The following is a 20,309-nucleotide window of genomic DNA, read 5'->3' as shown; positions in this document are numbered from 1 at the left end:
TTTTTTTATTACGGATCATCATGTCACTTGCCCATGTTTTATTGACGAGCTTATTAGAGAAACCAAGTACAGGTTTTGATTTAGCTCGTCGTTTTGACCGTTCAATGGGCTTCTTTTGGAACGCGACTCATCAGCAAATTTACCGCGAACTCAATGGAATGCTGAAAAAAGGTTGGATTTCTACATTAGAAGAACAAGCTGCAAATAGCCGTAAAAAAACTTATCAAGTTGAACAACTTGGAAGAATACAACTTGCGTCATGGATTGAACAACAAAGCGAACCTGCTCAACTCCGTGATGACCTCATGGTCAGATTAAGAGCAGAAGCACAACTTGGCGGCAATAATATTTTGCCTGAACTTGAACGACATCTAGAACTTCATAAAGAAAAACTTAGTCTTTATCAAACAATCCATGACAAAGACTTTAAAAATAATGAACCTACTAATCGTGTCTTATTTATTCATAAAATGATTCTGGAACTCGGTATCATTAAAGAAATCGAATGGATAAGATGGTTAGAACAAATGATTCCTCAGCTTAAAAAGTTCGAACAAACAAACGAAATTGGAGAAAAATAATGCCGTTTTATACCATGCCTGACCAAGAAAAATTATTTGTACGTCGTGTGGGTGAAGGTGAACCTGTACTCGTACTCTCAGGACTAGGTATGCAAAGTTGGCAATGGCTTCCTTTTTTATTTGCGAGTCGCAAAAAATACGAATTTATTATTCCAGATTGGCGTGGTTTTGGTGGTTCAAAAGATTGTGCTATACCAAATACCGATGCCATTTCGAGTCATTGGAATGATATAGATGCACTCATTAAACAACTAAAATTAGATCAATTTATCCTGATGGGTTATTCCATGGGGGCAACAACTGCAATGCATGGTATGAAACATGGCGATTTAGGGTCAAAGCTCAAAGCCTATTTACATATCGACCAAACACCCAAGATTTCGGTCGATGAAACTTGGCAATATGGGTTATTTGGTCAGAAACATTCGCAATTTAAAAACTTACTCCTTGATATTCAGACTTTATTATTGGAATACAAAGACGCTGTAATACTGGAAGATTTACCCAAAGAAATACGCTTTAAGCTAGTCAGTTTATGGGGAGCGTTTATTGAGCTACAAAGCAGCAATACATATAGTCCTAAAATTTTTAAAATTGCTTTAAATCGTCCATTATTACAAAAATACTTATTGCCTATTCAACGTCTTGATTACTTACTTTGGTATGTTGAAAATTATTTAAATCATGACGAAGATTATCGAGAAGCAATTAGCCATATCACTTGCCCGACTACCTTCTTCATCGGTCGTGAATCTTCATTGTACTCAGAAACAGGACAAACTATAGTAGCCAACAGTTTAGCAAATGCAAAAACTGTTTATTTCGAACGTTCTGGACATACGCCTCTAATTACTGAGCCAAGAAAATTTACCCAAGAGATTAGCCAATTTCTTAATCTATAATCTGTAGAATAGTTAAGCCAGAATAGCAAAAAGCCAATCATCACTGATTGGCTTTTTTAAATAAATTTTACTTTCGCATCTGCTCAGCAACATCCAACAACACTTGCGCCGTTTTATCCCAACCTAAACAACCATCGGTTACTGATTGTCCATATGTCATATCGCAAGAAATCTTTTGATTGCCATCAACCAAATGACTTTCAATCATCACACCACGAACTTTCGACTCAGTACGTTCTGCAATGATTTGCTTTAAAATATTCGGCTGCTGTAATGGATCTTTACCACTATTCCCATGACTACAATCAATTACCAATGCAGGTAAATGCTTATGTTTGAAATGCATCGCTTGAATCGAAGCCAAATCATAGTTGGTACCCTGATTTGAGCCACGTAAAATTAAATGCGGTAATGGATTACCTTCACTATGTAAAATTGCAGGAAGACCTTGCTGAGTCATCCCCAAGAATTGATGACCATGCAGTGCTGATTGAATCGCATCCAAAGCAATTTGAATCGAACCATCAGTACCGTTTTTAAAGCCAATGCTGTATGGCATATGGCTAGCGATTTCACGATGAATTTGAGACTCGCTAGTACGCGCACCAATTGCACCCCAAGCCAATAGGTCATCAAAATAACCTGTTGCCATTGGGCTTAAAATTTCGCTGGCAATCGGCAAGCCTTTTTCGATGAGTTGTAAGTAAAGTGCACGAGACTTTTCTAAACCAAGTTGTAAATCTGATGATCCATCTAAATTTGGATCATATAAGAAACCTTTCCAGCCCACAGTAGTACGTGGTTTTTCAATATATGCACGCATCACCAAGAATATTTGATCTTTTACTTGTTCTTGTAGTTGTTGGAGGCGATCAGCATATTCGAGTACTGCGATAGGATCATGAATCGAGCAAGGACCCGTAATCACCATTAAGCGATGATCATGTCCTGATAAGATATTCTGAATCGTTTGACGATGTTTTGAAATTTGCTGCGCTAAAGTTGCAGACAAGGGATACTGTGCTTTGAGTTGTGATGGCAAGCTAAGCATTGATTCTTTTGTATGTGTTGATTGTGTCAAAGCAGTATTTAAAGCATTCATTTTTCAATTCCTTTGGACTGACCTTCTTCGCAGTCCTATCATTTATTTGAGCAAGTGTGATCTAAGTGATGTTGATTTTTTTGCAAAGTAAAACCAAGAAATCTTGCTAAAATATGAATAATTGAATGTATGCATGGTATTTCTCCTAAAATTATGATTGTTAAAGCATAAAAAAACCTGATCGGTGTTGCCGATCAGGTATTAACTGGTTGGGCAACCCTTTTTTGCTGCCCGAAACGCATCAGGCAACTACATATATTGCCAAAAATAAAAGTATGCGTTTGTGTTTACAGTATGCTTTAACATGTTTATTTCAAATATCTAAAAAACTGTTCCTAACCTTTAAATTACGCACTATTTCAGCATTTGACAAGCACTTTTTAACTTTTTTAATCAAAACTTCAAAATAGTAAAATTTGACCTTTCGTGTTTTCATCCATAGAATAGTTGAAAAATAAACCAATTCGAGATTACGCCAATGAAGTAAGTTCTATTTCCATCATCAAAGTTCTTTTTTCTTTTTGATGTGCAAAATAGACTTATCTATCGTTTAGCGATTGTCATTCTAAAATTTATCTCGATCTCGCTATTTTGCATATCCTGTTTATGAGGTTTCTTATGACTCAACAGGCATGTATTGTTTCACACTTATCACTCGAATTAGCCCAGCAGAAACTGTTTGATCATCTTACATTCCAACTTCCTTTACATCAGTTTACAGGACTGATCGGACGTAATGGTCAAGGGAAATCGCTATTGATGTCTCTTTTGCACGAACAAACAGCATCGCAACTACCCTATTCAGGCCAAATCTCTTGGCAATGCCCACATCAACATCTTGCTCAACTCCAGCGAGTCAAAGCCAATACCATCGCTCAAGCCCTCGATATTGGCGATTTATATCTATGCTTTGAACGTATTCAACAAGGAACCGCATCATTTACGGATTACGATCTAGTCGAACATCTTTGGCACTTACCAACAGAATGGCAGCAACTTTTAGAAAGTGCAGGTTTACCTACAGCACTAGATACCCCAACTCAAAATTTGAGTGAGGGTCAAAAAACCAAACTTGCCCTTTGTCGTTTATTCCTATTGAAAGATCATTATCTGCTTTTGGATGAACCAAGCAATCATCTGGATGTCCAAGGACGACAATGGTTAATCGATCAAATGGGTCAACATCCTACAGGTGGGCTTATCATTAGCCACGACCGACAGCTTTTGGCTCATGTACAGGGAATTTTTATGCTCAATCAGTTTGGCATACATTATTACGGTGGTAACTACGCGCTGTATAAGCAACAGCATCAAACACAAGTCGAAGCATTATCACAAACTGTTCAACAAGAAAAACGCGAGCTAAAACAGCTTAAAGAGCAGCAGCTTCAAAGCCAGATGAAAGCACAAAAGCGCAAAAAAACGGGTGAAAAGTTAAGAGCTTCAGGATCTCAAGCTCCTATCTTATTGGATGCAAAGAAAGAACAATCTGAGCAATCTCTTTCCCACCTACGCAAACAACAGAGTAAACAGCTTTCAGATGCAAAAGATGAATTACAGCAGAAGCAAACCCAACTGGAGCATCTCAAATCACAATCTTTCGAATTTGCACATACAGCCAGAAAGTCAGGAGAAATCTTACGTTGCCAACAATTAAAACTTGCTTATGTCGCAACAAAACCTATTGATCTAGCGATGACTGCGGGAGATAAATTACATTTAAGCGGTGCAAATGGTACGGGTAAATCCACTTTACTGAAAACCATTCAAGGTTTAATTTCTCCGATTGCAGGAGAGAGTTATTGCAAAGTAAGTTCTATTTATCTGGATCAGAATCTTTCATTACTCGATGAAAATATATCTGCCGTTGAATATTTATGTGCTATTGATCCAAATCTGACTGAGCAACAAGCACGTACACGCTTAGGAAACCTACAAATCCGTAGAGATAAGGCGCTGAGCTCTTTAAGAAATTTAAGTGGTGGCGAACGTTTAAAAGTCGCTTTACTTACCTTGAAACAACAGACTGTTGAGCTATTACTTTTGGATGAACCAGAAAACCATCTCGATATTGAATCGCGTGAGTTACTCGCCCAAGCCATTCATTCTTTTCATGGTGCAGTGATATTGGTGTCGCATGATGAAAATTTTGTTAAAGAATGCGGAATCAATGAAAGTTATTTATTAAGTTAAGCTCGTTGCTATAGATCAGCATGGTAACAAGGCACACCATGCTGATTTACGTTTAACGAACCAAACCTTGCGGCTGCAAAATAATTAGGCAAGCGCCGCAAAGAACAACGATCCCGCCTAAAATATCCCAACGCGTTAGCATGACTTGATCGACATAGCGCAACCACATCAGGGCCGTAAAAATATAAATTCCGCCATAAGCTGCATAAATACGACCTGATGCCGCTGGATGCAAAGTAAGTAACCAAACAAAGACTGCTAAGCTTAAAGCCGTAGGAACCCACAACCAATGTGATTTTCCTTGATTCAAAATTAAATAAGGAAAATAACAACCTAAGATTTCAGCTATTGCTGTGACGAAAAATAACCCAAATACTTTAAGTACTTGGGTTATCGAGAAAGAGAGTTCAAACATTAAGCAGGTTCAGCACTCGGGTTGATATGATCTTCAAATACTTCCAATTTTAAACCAACGTCTTTGCCATTTTCTGTTTTCACAGAAACCGCAACGTTACCACCATGCTCAGCAAGCTCACCAAATAAAATCATCTCAGCAAGCGGCTTTTTCAAATGCTCTTGAATCAGACGTTGCATTGGACGAGCACCCATCAGACGGTCATAACCATTAGCTGACAACCAATCGCGAGCGCTTTGATCAACATCAAGTACCACTTGTTTCTCATCAAGTTGCGCTTGCAACTCAGTCAAGAATTTATCTACAACTGAATCGATAATCGTAGTCGGAAGTGCTTTAAACTGAATCACACCATCCAAACGGTTACGGAATTCAGGCGAGAATGCACGTTTCATAGCATCCTGATTGTCTGCACTATGATCTTGTTCAGTGAAACCAATACTTGCGCGAACAATACTTTCTGCACCGATGTTGGTCGTAAGAACAATGATCACATTTCTAAAATCAGACTTACGACCATTGTTGTCTGTTAAAGCACCATGATCCATGACTTGTAACAACAAGTTGAATACATCAGGATGTGCTTTTTCAATTTCATCAAGCAACAGTACGCAATGCGGATTTTTATGAATCGCATCTGTCAGCAAACCACCTTGATCATATCCAACATAGCCTGGAGGTGCACCGATCAAACGAGAAACCGCATGGCGTTCCATATATTCAGACATATCGAAACGAACCAACTCGACACCGAGCAATTTCGCCAGTTGTTTCGTAACCTCGGTTTTACCCACACCTGTTGGACCTGCAAATACAAAACTTCCCACTGGTTTATCTGGTGCCTTCAAGCCTGCACGAGATAATTTGATCGCGGATGCAAGTGCTGTAATCGCCTCATCTTGACCAAATACAACACGTTTAAGATCACGTTCCAAGTTCTCAAGTACAGACTTGTCATCTTTAGATACTGTTTTAGGTGGAATACGTGCAATCTTAGAAACGATGTCTTCGATATTTTCAACCGAGATGGTTGTGCCATCAACTTCAGCTTTCAAACGGCGTTGTGCACCAGCCTCATCAATCACATCGATCGCTTTATCTGGTAAAAAACGATCATTGATAAATTTAGCTGACAACTCAACAGCAGCGACAAGAGCTTTATCATCGTATTCAACATGATGGAAATCTTCGAACTTACTTTTCAAGCCACGTAAAATTTCAATCGTTTCGCCTATACTTGGTTCATTCACATCGATTTTTTGGAAACGACGAGACAAGGCATGGTCTTTCTCGAATACCTGACGATACTCTTGGAAAGTTGTTGAACCAATACAACGCAAAGTACCATTCGCTAATGCAGGCTTAATTAAATTCGATGCATCCATAGTGCTGCCCATACTTGAGCCTGCACCAATGATCATATGAATTTCGTCAATGAATAAAATCGCATTTGGATTCTTTTTCAAAGCATTCAACAATTGTTTTAAACGTTTTTCAAAGTCACCACGATATTTAGTCCCTGCAACCAAAGCACCAATGTCTAAGCTATAAACTTCAGCATTCGCAAGTGGTTTCGGTGCCTTGCCATTTACAATCAGCCAAGCTAAACCTTCCGCAATTGAGGTTTTACCTACACCCGGATCACCAACAAGCAACGGATTATTTTTACGGCGACGACATAAAATCTGAGCCGCACGCTCAATTTCTTTTTCACGACCAATTAAAGGATCAGTTTTACCCTTTTGTGCTTCGATGTTTAAGTTAAGCGTGTATTGCTCAAGTGGCCCAGCATTTGCTGAAGCTGCACTTTCACCTTCAATATCTTCAACTTCTTCTTCAACTTGAATCTCATCTTTACGTGTGCCATGAGATAAATATTGTGTCAAAGTTAAACGGTTGATTTGATGACGTTTAAGTAAATAAACCGCGAACGAATCTCGTTCCGAATACATCGCAACTAAAACATCCGCACCTTCAACAGTACGATCACCACCACTCGATTGAACATGGAAAATTGCACGTTGTAAAATTCGGTCAAAGCTCTCGGTTGGATGAGGTGCCTGTTCACTATTATCACCAAGTTTTGGGGTATGTTGCTCTACATATTCCTCTAATTCTTTACGCAAGGTAACGATATCAGCACCACATGCTTTTAACGCATTAACTGCTGAATCATTATCAAGTAAAGCAAGCAACAAGTGTTCAACTGTAAGAAACTCATGTCTCTTTTGACGAGCCATGCTAACAGCCAAACGTAACGATACTTCTAATTGACGACTGAGCATGTAACCCCCTTATATTTTGTGCTTCATCTAAAAGGATAATATTAGAATAAAGCTGGTATTAACTTGGTTTGTCTGAGGCTTTAAAGCGTTATCTAGTATACGTTTACAATAACACTTTACTTCATAATCTACAGTTAGCATTACTTGAGTATCTTGGTCAAGATTCAAAACAAAGTATTGTTGTAAAATTTCGATTACAAAGAGAATAAGACTCGTCTAATCGCTCAAAAAGACAGCAAATCTGTTCTTTATTTATGAAAGCGTATTAAACCTATGAAAAATTTTAATATGCTATGATCTTAGTTAAAGCCTAACAAATCATGTATAGGTTGAATATAAAGATAGTCAATATATTGATTCATATTTTTAGCACAAAACAATATATATGTTGATTTAGCACTTAAATCACAAAAAGAAAGAAAGCTTTGTTTTCTAAGGACTCATTCGCAAGATATGATTGCCCAAAGTGATATTCAGCAGCTTTTCTTACGCTTTCACTCTTAGCTTATGAGCCATATATGACGCAAGTACGTTACTTTTTTAACGCTGTTACTCGTAACAGAGTAGCTCGTCTTGCGCTCGGAACAAAGCTTCGCTTTGTTTTTATCCTCGCTCAGGTTCGATCTGGCACAGCAAAGGATGACCTTGAGATCGGGCAAAGTTATTCACTTGATTCGCTTTTGTTTCTGCAATATCACGTGGATAAATACCTGCTGTTCCTTTGCCTTCATAATGAACTGTCAACATCACCTGACTTGCTTGATCAAGATTCATTCCAAAATAACTTTGTAGTACCTCAATAACAAAATCCATCGGTGTGTAATCATCATTCAGTAAAACAACAGCGTATAGTGGCGGTTTTTTTAATTCAGGTGGTGCTGTCTGAACAATCACTTCGCCATCATGATCCTCTTGCGAGTCACTTAAACGTGGATTTAAGTGCCAATCGACATATCCAGATTGATGAAAGGCATTTTTCACTTCACTTAAATTCATTTGACGTTTATATCTTCGCATATCCAGTTCTTACTAAATTTTATTGGGCATTTGCTTCAGCTTGAGGAATTTCTGATACAAAAGCAGAACTCACATCAACAGGTTGACCACGTTGCCAACTAAAGCGTTTAATCACTGGTGTAGGTGAACCAGATAAACGAACTTCAATAAACTGAGGTGTGAAACCTTTTGGCATGGTCCAGCGTCCAGTTAACCGCTCAAAATCATCGAAATTAAAATTGGCATCTTCTAATGGCACGACCAGAACTTCAGTATCTTTAATTAACCGTAACTCAACACTACCAACAGCTCGGCGTTTATTTGGGTTCACTTGAACCAAGTCCAGTTGATATTCAAAAGCATTTTCGGGTAAAGATTTGATCGCTAAATTTTGTACGGTTAAGCTAACACCACCACGTTGTCTTAAAATTTCACGATAAATGGCATTCATACTTTCAAACTGAGTTTTATCAGCATTAGCTTGATTAATACCTTTAAATAACTCATCGGCATTACTAACTGCCATATCACGTTCTTGAACAGCAGCATTTAAGCTTTTACTAACTGAGTCCAAGGCGGACTTTTGCTTTTGTACAACACCGACAAGTTGTTCAGCATCGGCATCATAACCAACAACAGTCAAACCTTGACGATGCCCAACAGTATATCCCAACATAAAACTACTACCAATCAGTAATGTAGCAGCAATCACTAAAGGCAAATTCGTCTTGAGGAATTTATTTTTTTTAACGGAACTTTCTGGTGAAGTAGTCGGTTCAGCGTTTTCCATCATCATCTCTATCGTTATGATTTACATCAAAGCACACATTTAAATCCAAATTTAAATGTGTGGGAAGTAAAAAAGCGTTTTTTATGGTAATAAACCAATACCTTCTAAAGCCGCAGCCTCATCAAAATTGAACATTAAATTCATATTTTGAATCGCTTGACCGGCTGCACCTTTCACTAAATTATCTTGCGCAACTAATATAATTAATTTATTTGGTTGAGGTTGATATAAAGCAATACGTAGCTCATTTGCACCGCGCACACTACGTGTTTCAGGCGAACTATTTGCTGGCATTACATCAACAAAACGTTCATTCTCATAGAAACGCTCATACAATGCTTGTAGATCTATATTCTGAGCTTGCTCAGTTAAATCGACATAAATTGTACTCAACATACCACGAATCATAGGTACAAGATGTGGAACAAAAATAAGATGATTAAATTGCCCCTTTTCACCTGAAATGTTTTCTAAAGCTTCAACAATTTCTGGATGATGACGATGTCCAGCGACACCATAAGCTTTAAAATTGTCAGCATTTTCACTGTAAATCATGCCCAAACTAGCTTTGCGACCTGCGCCCGAAACACCAGACTTTGCATCAATGATAATACTTTGCGGATTGATCAATTTTTCTGAAGCTTTTAGTAAAGGAGCTAAACCCAACTGTACTGTTGTTGGATAGCAACCGGGATTACCAATCACTTGAGCTGTTCTAATTTTTTCACGATTTAGTTCAGTTAAACCATATACTGAATCGACTAATACGCCTGGGCAGCTATGTTGCATGCCGTACCATTTTTCAAATTCAGATAGATTTTGCAATCGAAAATCTGCAGCAAGATCAATCACTTTAACATCAGAAGCTATCAGTTCTTCCGCATGTTGCATTGCAACTCCGTGCGGCGTTGCAAAAAAAACAACATCACACTGCTTTAATGCATCTAAATCAAGATCGGAGAACGCTAAATCGGTATGTCCTCTTAAGCTCGGAAACATATCTGCAACACGTTTTCCTGCTTCAGTTCGAGATGTTAAAACACGTACTTGGGCTTGTGGATGCCTTAATAAAAGACGTAATAATTCGACGCCTGTATATCCAGTTCCACCGACGATGCCAACAGAAATCACGTGCTCTACCTCAAACTATAAATAGTGGTTGTAGTATGGCAGTTTGACGCCATTTCTACAATCCATAACCCTATAAGTTATATAGCATTTCTAAGTTACAACTTGGGGAATTAATTTAGTATCTAGATAAAGATAGTAAAAATATAAAATTTCTAAAAACAAAAATGTAAATTTAACAACTTATTTTCACTTAACTGGTCGCTATAACATTAAAAACAGTGTAAAAGTTCTGTCAAATTGTTTTATATAAATTCAATTTTACCACTGGTCAAGAAATACTATTGAATCATCTAAGTATTCGCATAGAATAAAAACTATGCGGTAATAATAAATTTCATGGATGCTAAATTTTGGAGAGCTGGAATGCCTTCTTTGAGATCAAAACAAAGATTAAACCAATACATCAGTTTAGGCGTAAGCAGTATTTTTTTGCTTAGTCCAGCTTTTCTAGTAGGCTGTGGAAGCGGTGAAAGCGAGGCACGTACTAATATCACTACGCCAGTGACTGTTCCCAAGCCGAAAAATTTTAATATTAAAGTGCCAACTGAAATGAGAGATGTGGTTATCAAAATTTTTGACAATTTTGATAACACCTTAATTTTGGAGCAAAAAGTAAGCACAACGACAAATTTATCAAGTCTTACTTTGCCTATCATATTAAATACGAGTCACTTATATAGAGTTGAAATTTCAACTACACCCAACTCTCTTATTTATAATTTTCTTAACGGTCAATATGAAAATGTATCAATGACCTTGCATAGCTTAGTTGAGGTTGATGTAAGCAATCTAACACAAACTGTTTTTATTAACCCTAATACTGAGGCGAGCTATCAACGCGCATTGGTACGCTCTGGTCAACTTCCAAATGAAACCGAAAATGCTATAAACATTAGTCAATTACACTTAAAACTAGCAAACCAAGATGTAAACGCTGCTTTATTGAATGCATTTAATAAATTAGATATTCAAAATCTAGAGCCATCTTATCAATTAAATCTATTAAATGAGCAAGATATTAAATTACAACCGAATACCTATCTCAATTCTTTTTTTAGTTTTGGCTACATCCAACAATGGGCAAATAATTACCCCAATAATTCATTTGCTGAATTCACGAAAAATCTTGCTGTAGACCTAAAAGATGGATATCTAGATGGGAAAAAAATTCATGGTGAAAAATCACCTCTGAATTCATTGTTAAGCCCTGCTCCAGATAACATTGATCCAGCAAAAAATAATGCAAAAGATATAGGCGAAAATCAAAAATTAATACGAACTCAATTCGGAGACTCTCTAAAACTTGCTGTTCTTCAACTCGCTACTGACGCCAAACAACAGATATATAATTCTCAAGGTTATAAACTATTACAACAATATACTTATATGGGAGAAGAACCGCTATACAACACAAATTTAAATATTCGTACAGCTGGTGCTGGTGATTATCGTCGCGCTGTGGGTTTTATTGATACCATCGCAACCTGTAACGGATCTGCATACCCATGTAAACAAGGATTAACAGGTATCAATGTGATCAATCCAAACTTGCCATCGATTGATTATCTTATTGGACACTATGAAGATACTACTAATAATTGTCAGCTCAATATCCGTGCTAACGGTGTGATCGAACTAATTAAAAATACTCAAGTATTCAGATCTGTACTTGATGCAGATAGCACAGATAATCTATTACAAGTTAACAAGGATAGTAGTGAATATTTATTAAATTCGAGCTCAACCGAACCTAATAATACCGCTCTACAATATAGTTTTGTCCAAGTTAAAATAAAAGCAAACAAAGTATTAACTGCTAGTGCAGGTCTTGATACTCGCAAGGCACCGGATCAACTACAAACAACCCAACTTGAATGTAGTTTTATTTGATTTAGTACCACCACGCAGGCAATTGAATACTTTTTAATTGCCTGCGATTTTCGATATAGCTTTCATCATATTTTGCTACTTCAGCCCAAAATCCAGCACTATGATCAAAATACTTAGTATGTGCTAATTCATGTATACACACTGATCGTACATTATGCATAGGCATTAATACTAATCCTGCGTTAAGCATAATGTCATGTTTTGAACTACAACTTCCCCAACGTGTCTTTGGCTTTCTCACTGAGCATTCGCCATATTGCAAGCCCGTCTGCTCACTTATTAAGTTTAAATATTCTGGTAAAAACTGTTTCGCATATGCTAATACAGCAGCTTTTAAAGCTATTTCAGGGCTTTCATTTCGAATAAATAAAATATGTTGTTCCCAGTTAAATTTAAAAATATGACGTTGCTGTTGCTGAATAATTTGAAATGGTTGCAAATGATAAAATAAAACAAGTTGTTCAGGAAAATTGATAGTCTGTTTAAATTCTTTTTGTTGCTTGCTCCATGTCTCTAATAACCATTGTTCAGACTGTTGCAGAAATTGCTGAATCTGCCGCTTTGTACAAAAGATAGGGACTGTTAAACGAATACCTGTAGGTTCAACACGCAAACGCAAATTTCTCGCCCTTGCATGTCGAACTACTTTAATTTCAGGCAATTGTGTTTCAAGTGAAACTGATTGCATTACTGTGCCGTACGTTCTTCAATACCATTATTGGTTGCAACAATCGCAATGCTAGCTGCATTCAAAGCAAAAATCCCATTGGTTACTACGCCTGGAATATTGTTGATCGTTTTCTCTAAATCGAGTGCATTCAAAATATTTAAATTAAAAACATCTAAGATAACGTTACCATTATCAGTTACAACACCTTCGCGATAAACAGGATCACCACCTAAAGCTACGATTTTACGTGCAACAGCAGAACGCGCCATTGGAATTACTTCGATAGGAAGTGGAAAATCACGTCCTAATTGATCCACCCATTTAGAATCATCAACGATGCATACAAACTTCTTAGCAATTGAAGCAACGATTTTTTCACGAGTTAATGCAGCACCGCCACCTTTAATCATATGCATATGACGGTCAATTTCATCTGCACCATCAACATATGCATCCAAACCACCTACCGAGTTCATATCAACCACTTCAATACCTAATTTTTTAAGACGTTCAGCTGTTGCATTAGAACTTGCTACGGCTGCTTCCAATTGCAACTCTGGTAATAGATCAATTAAAAAATTAACAGTACTTCCAGTTCCTACGCCCAAAATGCCGCCTTTAGGCAAATGTTTCAAAGCTGCTTTAGCAGCAGCTTGTTTTTTTTCATCTTGGGTTGCATATAGACTCATGACTTCACTCAACTATTTTGACATTTGCTGCAAGAAAACAGCGCAAATGCACAGGGGTTTGCTACAATGATTGCCTATTTTAAACTGTTATAGGGAAGATGAACATGCTGTCTCGTGTGGTACGACAAATTTTACAAGCAACGGTTTATGACGTTGCGATTGAAACACCGCTTGAAGCAGCTCCACGAATTAGTCAAAAAATTAATAATAATATTCGATTTAAACGTGAAGATTTACAACCTGTATTCTCTTTCAAGCTACGCGGTGCCTACAACCGGATTAGCCAACTTCCTAAAGATCAACTCGATCGAGGTGTGATTTGTGCATCAGCAGGTAACCATGCGCAAGGTGTTGCACTATCTGGAAAAAAATTAGGCATTCCTGCCATTATTGTCATGCCAAGCACGACCCCTGATATTAAAGTTCAAGCAGTTAAACGCTTAGGTGGTCAAGTTGTGTTACATGGCGATAGTTTCGATGTTGCCAATAAATACGCAAAACAACGTGCAGAAGATGAAGGTTTAGTTTTTATCCCACCTTATGACGATGAACTGGTCATTGCTGGTCAAGGAACGATTGCCAATGAATTATTGCGCCAATGGCGTGATGTTGAATATGTTTTCGTTGCTGTCGGTGGTGGCGGGCTCATTGCTGGTGTTGCAGCCTATCTAGGTGAAGTTGCACCGCATGTCAAAGTCATTGGAGTTGAATATGAAGAATCTGCGTGCTTAAAAGCTGCACTCGAAACCAATGAACGTGTGGTTTTACCTCATGTGGGTTTATTTGCTGATGGCACAGCAGTTGCACAAATTGGTGAATTACCATTTGAAATGGTTCGCTTACAGAAGTCCGATCAATCAGGCCCAATCGTCGATCCTAATATTGTTACCGTAAATACAGACGAAATCTGTGCCGCAATCAAAGATACCTATGATGAAAATCGTAGTATTGTCGAGCCTTCTGGTGCGATGGCATTAGCAGGGATCAAAAAATATATCTCAGAACATCAGTTAACAGACAAAAATATGGTTTCTATTGTTTGCGGCGCAAACATGAACTTTGACCGTCTTCGCTATATTGCCGAACGCACTGAATTGGGTGAACGCAAAGAGGCAATTTATGCAGTCACGATTCCTGAGCAAAAAGGCGCATTTCTTAATTTCTGCCGCGCCCTACAAGGTCGTAACATTACTGAATTTAACTATCGTGCCAGTGACGATAGCCAAGCTCAGGTTTTCGTTGGAATTAGCTTAAAAGGTGGCGAAGTTGAACGCCACGAAATCCATGAGTTGCTGAAACAACAATATGATGTCGATGATTTATCCGATGATGAAGTTGCAAAACTGCATATTCGTTACTTAATTGGTGGTCATGCCAATTTGGAAAATGAACGCTTATTCCGTGTTGAATTTCCAGAGCGTCCAGGTGCCCTACTGACTTTCTTGGAACGCCTAGGTCCAACACATAACATTACGTTATTTCATTATCGAAATCATGGTGCAGCCGAAGGTCGTGTTTTAGTCGGTTTACAAGCAACTGATGCAAAACAGAATCCAGATGGGTTGATCGAAACTTTAGAGAAAATTACTTATCCTTATGCTGAAATCAGTGAAAATACTGGTTACAAACGTTTCCTTAAATAAATCACCTCATCATTTAAAGCCGACATCATATCGGCTTTATTTTTATCAAACACAATTAAATATTGATATACAAAAAGTATTCACATGAACTCGCTATATATAACTATCAATTACTTTTTGCGGTGACCAATCTGCATATTCCTCATCAAAGGGAGTCCAAAGATCAAATTCTTTCATAAAATCCCATGGCTCAGGATATTCGTCTAATGGTTGAATGGGTAACCATTCTTTCGGTATCCATGGTGTATCAATGTTTAATTGATAGCCATTTCTCCAAGCCAATTTGGCATAAATTACTGCATGCGTTGCAATAAAATGCTCAGTAAAAGTAAAAGCAAATTCATGATTACGAATCTTTGAAATTTTAGGACTAGTTAATTCTGTTAATACGCTTTCCATTTCTGTTTTATCTCCATTTGCCAATGCAAGATAAAAACGATGGTCTATTAAGTATTTACGATCCTTTTTTAGCTCGGTGCTTAAAATTAATTCGCAACGCTCCCGTAAAAGTTCCCATTCATTATTAAGAGCCAAGATCAATTGATAACCATGAAAGTCTGGTTTCCGTGGATTATCACGGTCTTTAATTGAGCCTTGTCGATCATAAGATACTTTATGCTGACTATACCAAGAAATGATTTCTTCGTTATCTGATAATAAAGCATATAAATGTTTATAGGCAGGAAACCATTCTATAACATCAAACTGAAACACCATACGATTCAGTTTAGCTGCAATAAAACACCACTGTTTAAAAGCCACTAAATCACTATCCCGAAACCAAGATACCATTGCGTTCGCTTCAGCATAGTTCCCTAACATTCTAGTGCAAAATACTACATTACCCTTTTGATTTGTAACATAATCCACGAACTCAATAGTATCTTCATTAAATGCTGCATGCTGAATTACATGTGCTAAAGCTTTTTGATAGGCTTCAGAATGATTTACTGTTACACTATTCATAATTTATCTCTCAATTATTTTTTCGTCGTTGGATCAATTCGTACTAGCATCAGCTTTTCTGTACTTTTATCAACGTAGGCTGCACCCTTTACTAATGTTCCATTTTTTTGCGCAACTATAATCGCTTTGTCTGTTTCACTATTTTCTCATTCCAACACTATAGGCTGGAATTTTACGAATAAAGTTCAGTTTGTCTTACATTTATATTCAAAAAATATTTGCACAATCTAATTAAGTTCTAAAAATTATAAATATTCTTTATTTTGTTAGAAAAATAACAAATCTAGCTTTTCCAACTCAAACAAAATCATTACAAACCAATCAATTGATCCACCTTAGAATAAATAAAAAGATACTTTTATCATTTAGTTAAGGATTATTATGGCACAGTTTGCAGTCATTGGTTTAGGTAGTTTTGGAGCAACTGTTGCCTTAGAACTGACCAAACTCAATCATGATGTGATTGGGATTGATACCATCAAACGTAATGTTGAGAGCTTAGCTGATCGTATTACCCATGCCGTGATTGCAGATGCAACCGATGAACATGTATTAGAAGAACTGAATATCCAAAATTGTGATGCCGTCGTGGTCGCGATTGGTGAAGATATTGAAGCCAGTATTCTTTGTGTTTTAAATCTAAAAAATTTAGGGGTGGATAAAATCCTCGTTAAAGCCAAAACTAAAGCCCACCACACTATCCTCTCCCATTTAAACGTCAGTAAAATTATTCACCCTGAAGAAGACATGGGTGTGCGGGTTGCTCAGGCTTTAAATTATCCGATGGTTAGCCGTTATATGGCTTTGGATGATGATCATTATATTGTCAAAGTTCCAGTACAAGAAAAGCTGAATCATGTGAATTTATCAGGCATCTTAAAACAAGAACCCAATATCAAACTTTTATTACTTAAACGTGATCAACAAATTCTATATGAAACCGATGTGAATTTTACTCTACAGGCTGGAGACGTACTTATTTTAGAAGGCTCGCTCAGCCATCTCCGAAAGCTCTCAGGATGTTTTGTATAAAATGACTATAAAAATAAATACTCAAAAAATTTTTAACTTAAGTCCACCCTCCTTATTAGCGATTGGGTTTCTGAGTTTTATTATCATTGGAACACTATTACTCAAACTCCCCATCGCCAATAAAGGCAATTTGAGCTGGATGGATGCCTTATTCACAGCAACATCGGCTGTAACCATTACAGGTTTATCTGTAGTGAATTTAAATGAGTCTTTTAATCATCTCGGGCAAGTTATTATTCTTTTATTAATTCAAACAGGTGGTTTGGGTTTTATGACTTTTGCTATTTTGGCAGCCTTAAGTCTAGCGCCCAAACTCGGGCTCAAACAACAAATGATGGCACAAGATAGCTTAGGTCAAACCAGCTTATCTAAAGTAACTTTTGTGGCAAAAGGTGTAGTGATTTATACACTTTTTTTTGAACTGATTGGCGTTATTATCTTAAGTACATCTTTTATACCTATTTATGGCTTTGACCGTGGATTATATTATTCAATTTTCTACAGTATTTCTGCATTCAACAATGCGGGTTTTTCGCTATTCAATAACAGCTTAATAAATTTCCAAGGTCATTATCTTATCTGTTTAACCATTAGTACGCTATATACGTTGGGTGGAATTGGTTTTCTTGTTTTAATTGACGTTAAACAAAATAAACGCTGGAGTAAACTTACACCGAATAGCAAGCTAATCCTCAGTGCAATCGCGACACTAAATATTGTGGCTTTTATTTTGATTTGGCTTTTAGAAGCCAACAATCCACTTACTTTAGGTTCAATGAATATTGGTGAACAAGCCATGAATGCTTGGTTCCAAGCTACAGTACCTCGTTCATCGGGATTCAATACGATTGATACAGGTTCGATGGAACACAGCACAGCACTACTCACCATGTTATTGATGTTTATTGGTGGTGGTTCGCTCAGTACTGCAGGTGGTATTAAAGTTGGTACTTTTGTAATATTGCTGTTGTGTGTGATTTCATTTCTACGGCGTAATGAAGAAATTCGTATTTTCAATCATTCAGTCTCGCAGGAAACAACCTATAAAGCGCTTGCCGTGACAGCAATTACAGGTATGTTAGTGTTTATCGGCTGTTTCATAATTTTCTTACTTGAACCTAAATTAGATGTTTTAGATCTTATGTTTGAAGTTGTTTCGGCTGCATGCACTGTTGGTTTATCTCGAGGTGTTACAGGTGAATTGCATGATGGTAGCTTATTTGTTTTGAGCTTACTGATGTACACCGGTCGACTTGGGCCATTAACACTCGCCTACCTGATTGCTACACCAAAGAAAAGTCGTTTAAAACATGCAAACGCCAATATTCAGATCGGATAAAACTCTGAATATTGGTCAACCACAATCACTTGCTTACATATTCCATCAGCTTGGCGTTGTTGTTCAAACGTACTTTTTGACATTACTTCAAAATGATCACAGAAACTAATCTCTTGCTCGTCTATTGAATAAATCAAGGATTGATTCCCTATACCCAGTAAAGTGTCATAAAAAACGATGACAAACTTACCATTTTCAAAAGCATTTTGAATCTCTGCATACGTTAAAGCAGCGTGAATCGGAATATTAAGACGTTGTGCATCAACATAACTTTGTTTCTCTTTTTCATCGATATTTGGATCGGGATCAGTATAAAAAGAGACAGCAAAATCTAATTTTTTCAGTGCAACGGCTAATGCAATAGTGAACGTTCCTTCGTCTTGGTCATGACCACATAATTGAATCAAGTCAGCAATATCAATATGTGTATGATATTGCTTCAAGATCAACCAGAGTGCGAATACACCACAATTTGCTTCAAGACGAAGCAATGACTCAGGAATATTTAAACTCATTTAGTACCAATTCATCAAAGAAACACCTAAACCAGCATAGGTCGCACGATGGTTATAATCGATCAAGCTTTCACCATAACCATCAAATAGTTGCAAATGACCTCTCAATTTACCTTTAATTGGAAATGCCCAATCAAACTGAACAGCACCATGCGAGCGATCACCGCCTTTTAAAGAATGGCGTAGCATCAACGAAAAATCGTTATCATCGTGACGATAGAATGCCGTGAGGTCTCCACGCCCCATATAATCTTTAATATCAGGATTGTTGTCATCTTTGGCTTTTTCTTCGACGCGATACCAAGGACGTAACATTAAGGCAAAATTATCCTTTTCAAAACCTAAATTAAAAATTACACGATTCCAACTGCGTGATAAGGGATCAGAACGGCCATTAGATTGATGATTTAAAGTCACACCCAATAGACGCGCATTTAAACCTAAAACTTCATAATTCGTTCTGAACATCAAACTTGCTTCAGGCTCGTAATTGGTCTCACGAAAAGGTCTTGATTCTTCAGAATTATAAACTTGCCAGTGGGAAGATTGTGTATATCCCAACCACAAATCGCCATTATCACCCAAAATATTTTCTAAGGCTTTAGTTTTTAAAGAGATTTGAAACTTAGCTTCTGTAGATGTTAAGTTCTGTTGATCTTTAACAGTATTGTTTGGATTGGGGCTACTAGGAAATTCATTCTTATCACTGGTCCAAAATGCGGGCAGCAAATAAACGGGTTGATAAGCACGAATATTCCACACACCCAGTTTACTTTCTTCAGAAAGTTCCCAACGGCGATCTAATAATGAAATATTTGGATCAAATTTAGGCGCAGCACCTAAGATGTGCAAATCACTTACTTTTTGAACAACCTTATCACGCAAAGTCGTAGGTTCAGCTTTTTCATTTTTGTTTTCTACCGATGGAGTAGCTACCGCAATGATTGGTTCGGCTGCTTGAACTTGTGGTGCGATAACTGTTGGAGCTTTAAAAAGGCTATCATAACAAGCTAAACGATCTGCATTTGAAGCCAAAGCGACACAAGCCTCTACTGTTGCTGGTGCTGCAGGTGTAGTTGTCTGCGCATTGACCATAGAACTAGCCAAAGCGCTCAGTGTCATAACGACACCAAGCTCCAAATGACCCCGCTCAAAAGATTTGAACGCCAT

At 37.4% G+C, this 20,309-nt stretch carries 18 protein-coding genes and 1 pseudogene; 7 read left to right on the top strand and 12 right to left on the bottom strand.

Features of this window, described 5'->3' with window-relative positions:
* Nucleotides 1-20: 20 nt before the first annotated feature.
* Both AC0JIQ_RS07610 and AC0JIQ_RS07605 read left to right on the top strand, forming a co-directional pair.
* Nucleotides 21-581: a PadR family transcriptional regulator gene (locus AC0JIQ_RS07610; protein ID WP_004662266.1), complete on the top strand. Its 561-nt coding sequence runs from the start codon at nt 21-23 to the stop codon at nt 579-581.
* The gene (locus tag AC0JIQ_RS07605; protein ID WP_004662267.1) at nt 581-1,483 is read left to right on the top strand and encodes an alpha/beta fold hydrolase; all 903 of its coding nucleotides are present in this window, start codon (nt 581-583) and stop codon (nt 1,481-1,483) included. Before AC0JIQ_RS07610 ends, AC0JIQ_RS07605 begins: the two co-directional genes overlap by 1 nt.
* A gap of 67 nt (nt 1,484-1,550) precedes the next feature.
* Here AC0JIQ_RS07605 and AC0JIQ_RS07600 read toward each other — a convergent pair whose 3' ends face one another.
* Nucleotides 1,551-2,585, bottom strand: a complete 1,035-nt coding sequence (locus AC0JIQ_RS07600; RefSeq protein WP_474203148.1) for a 3-deoxy-7-phosphoheptulonate synthase — start codon at nt 2,583-2,585, stop codon at nt 1,551-1,553.
* Between the two features lie 618 nt (nt 2,586-3,203).
* On the opposite strand from AC0JIQ_RS07600, the gene AC0JIQ_RS07595 reads away from it, so the two are divergent.
* Entirely contained in the window at nt 3,204-4,778 is a 1,575-nt protein-coding gene (locus tag AC0JIQ_RS07595; protein WP_474203147.1) for an ATP-binding cassette domain-containing protein, read from the top strand.
* Nucleotides 4,779-4,830: 52 nt separating this feature from the next.
* Here AC0JIQ_RS07595 and AC0JIQ_RS07590 read toward each other — a convergent pair whose 3' ends face one another.
* From AC0JIQ_RS07590 to argC, 6 genes and pseudogenes are all read right to left on the bottom strand, one after another.
* Nucleotides 4,831-5,193 carry a YnfA family protein gene (locus AC0JIQ_RS07590; RefSeq protein WP_005294514.1) on the bottom strand — a complete coding sequence of 121 codons (363 nt, stop codon included), beginning with the start codon at nt 5,191-5,193 and terminating at the stop codon, nt 4,831-4,833.
* The gene (gene clpA, locus AC0JIQ_RS07585; protein ID WP_005216382.1) at nt 5,193-7,478 is read right to left on the bottom strand and encodes an ATP-dependent Clp protease ATP-binding subunit ClpA; all 2,286 of its coding nucleotides are present in this window, start codon (nt 7,476-7,478) and stop codon (nt 5,193-5,195) included. Before clpA ends, AC0JIQ_RS07590 begins: the two co-directional genes overlap by 1 nt.
* Nucleotides 7,479-7,505: 27 nt before the next feature.
* Nucleotides 7,506-7,679, bottom strand: a pseudogene (locus tag AC0JIQ_RS07580) (ATP-dependent Clp protease adaptor ClpS); the annotation flags it as partial.
* 402 nt (nt 7,680-8,081) lie between these two features.
* Complete coding sequence (gene clpS, locus AC0JIQ_RS07575; protein WP_004662278.1) at nt 8,082-8,495, bottom strand: ATP-dependent Clp protease adapter ClpS; 414 nt, start codon at nt 8,493-8,495, stop codon at nt 8,082-8,084.
* Nucleotides 8,496-8,514: 19 nt separating this feature from the next.
* Nucleotides 8,515-9,264 (bottom strand): DUF6776 family protein, encoded by a 750-nt coding sequence (locus tag AC0JIQ_RS07570; protein ID WP_474203237.1) that lies wholly within the window; start codon nt 9,262-9,264, stop codon nt 8,515-8,517.
* Between the two features lie 81 nt (nt 9,265-9,345).
* A complete protein-coding gene (argC, locus tag AC0JIQ_RS07565) occupies nt 9,346-10,395 on the bottom strand; it encodes an N-acetyl-gamma-glutamyl-phosphate reductase (protein ID WP_474203146.1) in 1,050 nt (349 codons plus the stop codon).
* Between the two features lie 363 nt (nt 10,396-10,758).
* Here argC and AC0JIQ_RS07560 point away from each other — a divergent pair, with 363 nt between their 5' ends.
* Nucleotides 10,759-12,285 carry a hypothetical protein gene (locus tag AC0JIQ_RS07560; RefSeq protein ID WP_474203236.1) on the top strand — a complete coding sequence of 509 codons (1,527 nt, stop codon included), beginning with the start codon at nt 10,759-10,761 and terminating at the stop codon, nt 12,283-12,285.
* Between the two features lies 1 nt (nt 12,286).
* Here AC0JIQ_RS07560 and AC0JIQ_RS07555 read toward each other — a convergent pair whose 3' ends face one another.
* A complete protein-coding gene (locus AC0JIQ_RS07555; RefSeq protein ID WP_474203145.1) occupies nt 12,287-12,973 on the bottom strand; it encodes a M48 family metallopeptidase in 687 nt (228 codons plus the stop codon).
* Complete coding sequence (gene rpiA / locus AC0JIQ_RS07550; RefSeq protein ID WP_005160051.1) at nt 12,973-13,644, bottom strand: ribose-5-phosphate isomerase RpiA; 672 nt, start codon at nt 13,642-13,644, stop codon at nt 12,973-12,975. Before rpiA ends, AC0JIQ_RS07555 begins: the two co-directional genes overlap by 1 nt.
* Before the next feature lie 98 nt (nt 13,645-13,742).
* On the opposite strand from rpiA, the gene ilvA reads away from it, so the two are divergent.
* Nucleotides 13,743-15,287, top strand: a complete 1,545-nt coding sequence (gene ilvA / locus AC0JIQ_RS07545; RefSeq protein WP_474203144.1) for a threonine ammonia-lyase, biosynthetic — start codon at nt 13,743-13,745, stop codon at nt 15,285-15,287.
* 93 nt (nt 15,288-15,380) lie between these two features.
* Here the strand turns inward: ilvA and AC0JIQ_RS07540 are convergent, their stop codons facing one another.
* Entirely contained in the window at nt 15,381-16,253 is an 873-nt protein-coding gene (locus AC0JIQ_RS07540; RefSeq protein ID WP_474203143.1) for an Imm49 family immunity protein, read from the bottom strand.
* A gap of 381 nt (nt 16,254-16,634) precedes the next feature.
* On the opposite strand from AC0JIQ_RS07540, the gene AC0JIQ_RS07535 reads away from it, so the two are divergent.
* Together AC0JIQ_RS07535 and AC0JIQ_RS07530 are read left to right on the top strand one after the other, a co-directional pair.
* Nucleotides 16,635-17,285 carry a potassium channel family protein gene (locus AC0JIQ_RS07535; protein WP_004662292.1) on the top strand — a complete coding sequence of 217 codons (651 nt, stop codon included), beginning with the start codon at nt 16,635-16,637 and terminating at the stop codon, nt 17,283-17,285.
* A 1-nt stretch (nt 17,286) separates the two neighbouring features.
* A complete protein-coding gene (locus AC0JIQ_RS07530) occupies nt 17,287-18,624 on the top strand; it encodes a TrkH family potassium uptake protein (protein ID WP_241306893.1) in 1,338 nt (445 codons plus the stop codon).
* Here AC0JIQ_RS07530 and AC0JIQ_RS07525 read toward each other — a convergent pair.
* Both AC0JIQ_RS07525 and AC0JIQ_RS07520 read right to left on the bottom strand, forming a co-directional pair.
* Entirely contained in the window at nt 18,612-19,139 is a 528-nt protein-coding gene (locus AC0JIQ_RS07525) for a cysteine peptidase family C39 domain-containing protein (RefSeq protein ID WP_474203142.1), read from the bottom strand. The two genes, AC0JIQ_RS07530 and AC0JIQ_RS07525, sit on opposite strands and share 13 nt — an antisense overlap.
* Nucleotides 19,140-20,309, bottom strand: coding sequence for a phospholipase A (locus tag AC0JIQ_RS07520; RefSeq protein ID WP_474203141.1), 1,170 nt, complete (start codon nt 20,307-20,309; stop codon nt 19,140-19,142). It lies immediately after the preceding gene.

The organism is Acinetobacter sp. FB (assembly GCF_056033405.1).
This window is presented reverse-complemented; position numbering and strand designations above follow the sequence as displayed.

Coding starts and splice junctions, on each gene's coding strand:
- AC0JIQ_RS07610 (WP_004662266.1), top strand. CDS start 21: ATGTCACTTGCCCATGTTTTATTGACGAGCTTATTAGAGAAACCAAGT.
- AC0JIQ_RS07605 (WP_004662267.1), top strand. CDS start 581: ATGCCGTTTTATACCATGCCTGACCAAGAAAAATTATTTGTACGTCGT.
- AC0JIQ_RS07600 (WP_474203148.1), bottom strand. CDS start 2,585: ATGAATGCTTTAAATACTGCTTTGACACAATCAACACATACAAAAGAA.
- AC0JIQ_RS07595 (WP_474203147.1), top strand. CDS start 3,204: ATGACTCAACAGGCATGTATTGTTTCACACTTATCACTCGAATTAGCC.
- AC0JIQ_RS07590 (WP_005294514.1), bottom strand. CDS start 5,193: ATGTTTGAACTCTCTTTCTCGATAACCCAAGTACTTAAAGTATTTGGG.
- clpA (WP_005216382.1), bottom strand. CDS start 7,478: ATGCTCAGTCGTCAATTAGAAGTATCGTTACGTTTGGCTGTTAGCATG.
- clpS (WP_004662278.1), bottom strand. CDS start 8,495: ATGCGAAGATATAAACGTCAAATGAATTTAAGTGAAGTGAAAAATGCC.
- AC0JIQ_RS07570 (WP_474203237.1), bottom strand. CDS start 9,264: ATGGAAAACGCTGAACCGACTACTTCACCAGAAAGTTCCGTTAAAAAA.
- AC0JIQ_RS07560 (WP_474203236.1), top strand. CDS start 10,759: ATGCCTTCTTTGAGATCAAAACAAAGATTAAACCAATACATCAGTTTA.
- AC0JIQ_RS07555 (WP_474203145.1), bottom strand. CDS start 12,973: ATGCAATCAGTTTCACTTGAAACACAATTGCCTGAAATTAAAGTAGTT.
- rpiA (WP_005160051.1), bottom strand. CDS start 13,644: ATGAGTCTATATGCAACCCAAGATGAAAAAAAACAAGCTGCTGCTAAA.
- ilvA (WP_474203144.1), top strand. CDS start 13,743: ATGAACATGCTGTCTCGTGTGGTACGACAAATTTTACAAGCAACGGTT.
- AC0JIQ_RS07540 (WP_474203143.1), bottom strand. CDS start 16,253: ATGAATAGTGTAACAGTAAATCATTCTGAAGCCTATCAAAAAGCTTTA.
- AC0JIQ_RS07535 (WP_004662292.1), top strand. CDS start 16,635: ATGGCACAGTTTGCAGTCATTGGTTTAGGTAGTTTTGGAGCAACTGTT.
- AC0JIQ_RS07530 (WP_241306893.1), top strand. CDS start 17,287: ATGACTATAAAAATAAATACTCAAAAAATTTTTAACTTAAGTCCACCC.
- AC0JIQ_RS07525 (WP_474203142.1), bottom strand. CDS start 19,139: ATGAGTTTAAATATTCCTGAGTCATTGCTTCGTCTTGAAGCAAATTGT.
- AC0JIQ_RS07520 (WP_474203141.1), bottom strand. CDS start 20,309: ATGGCGTTCAAATCTTTTGAGCGGGGTCATTTGGAGCTTGGTGTCGTT.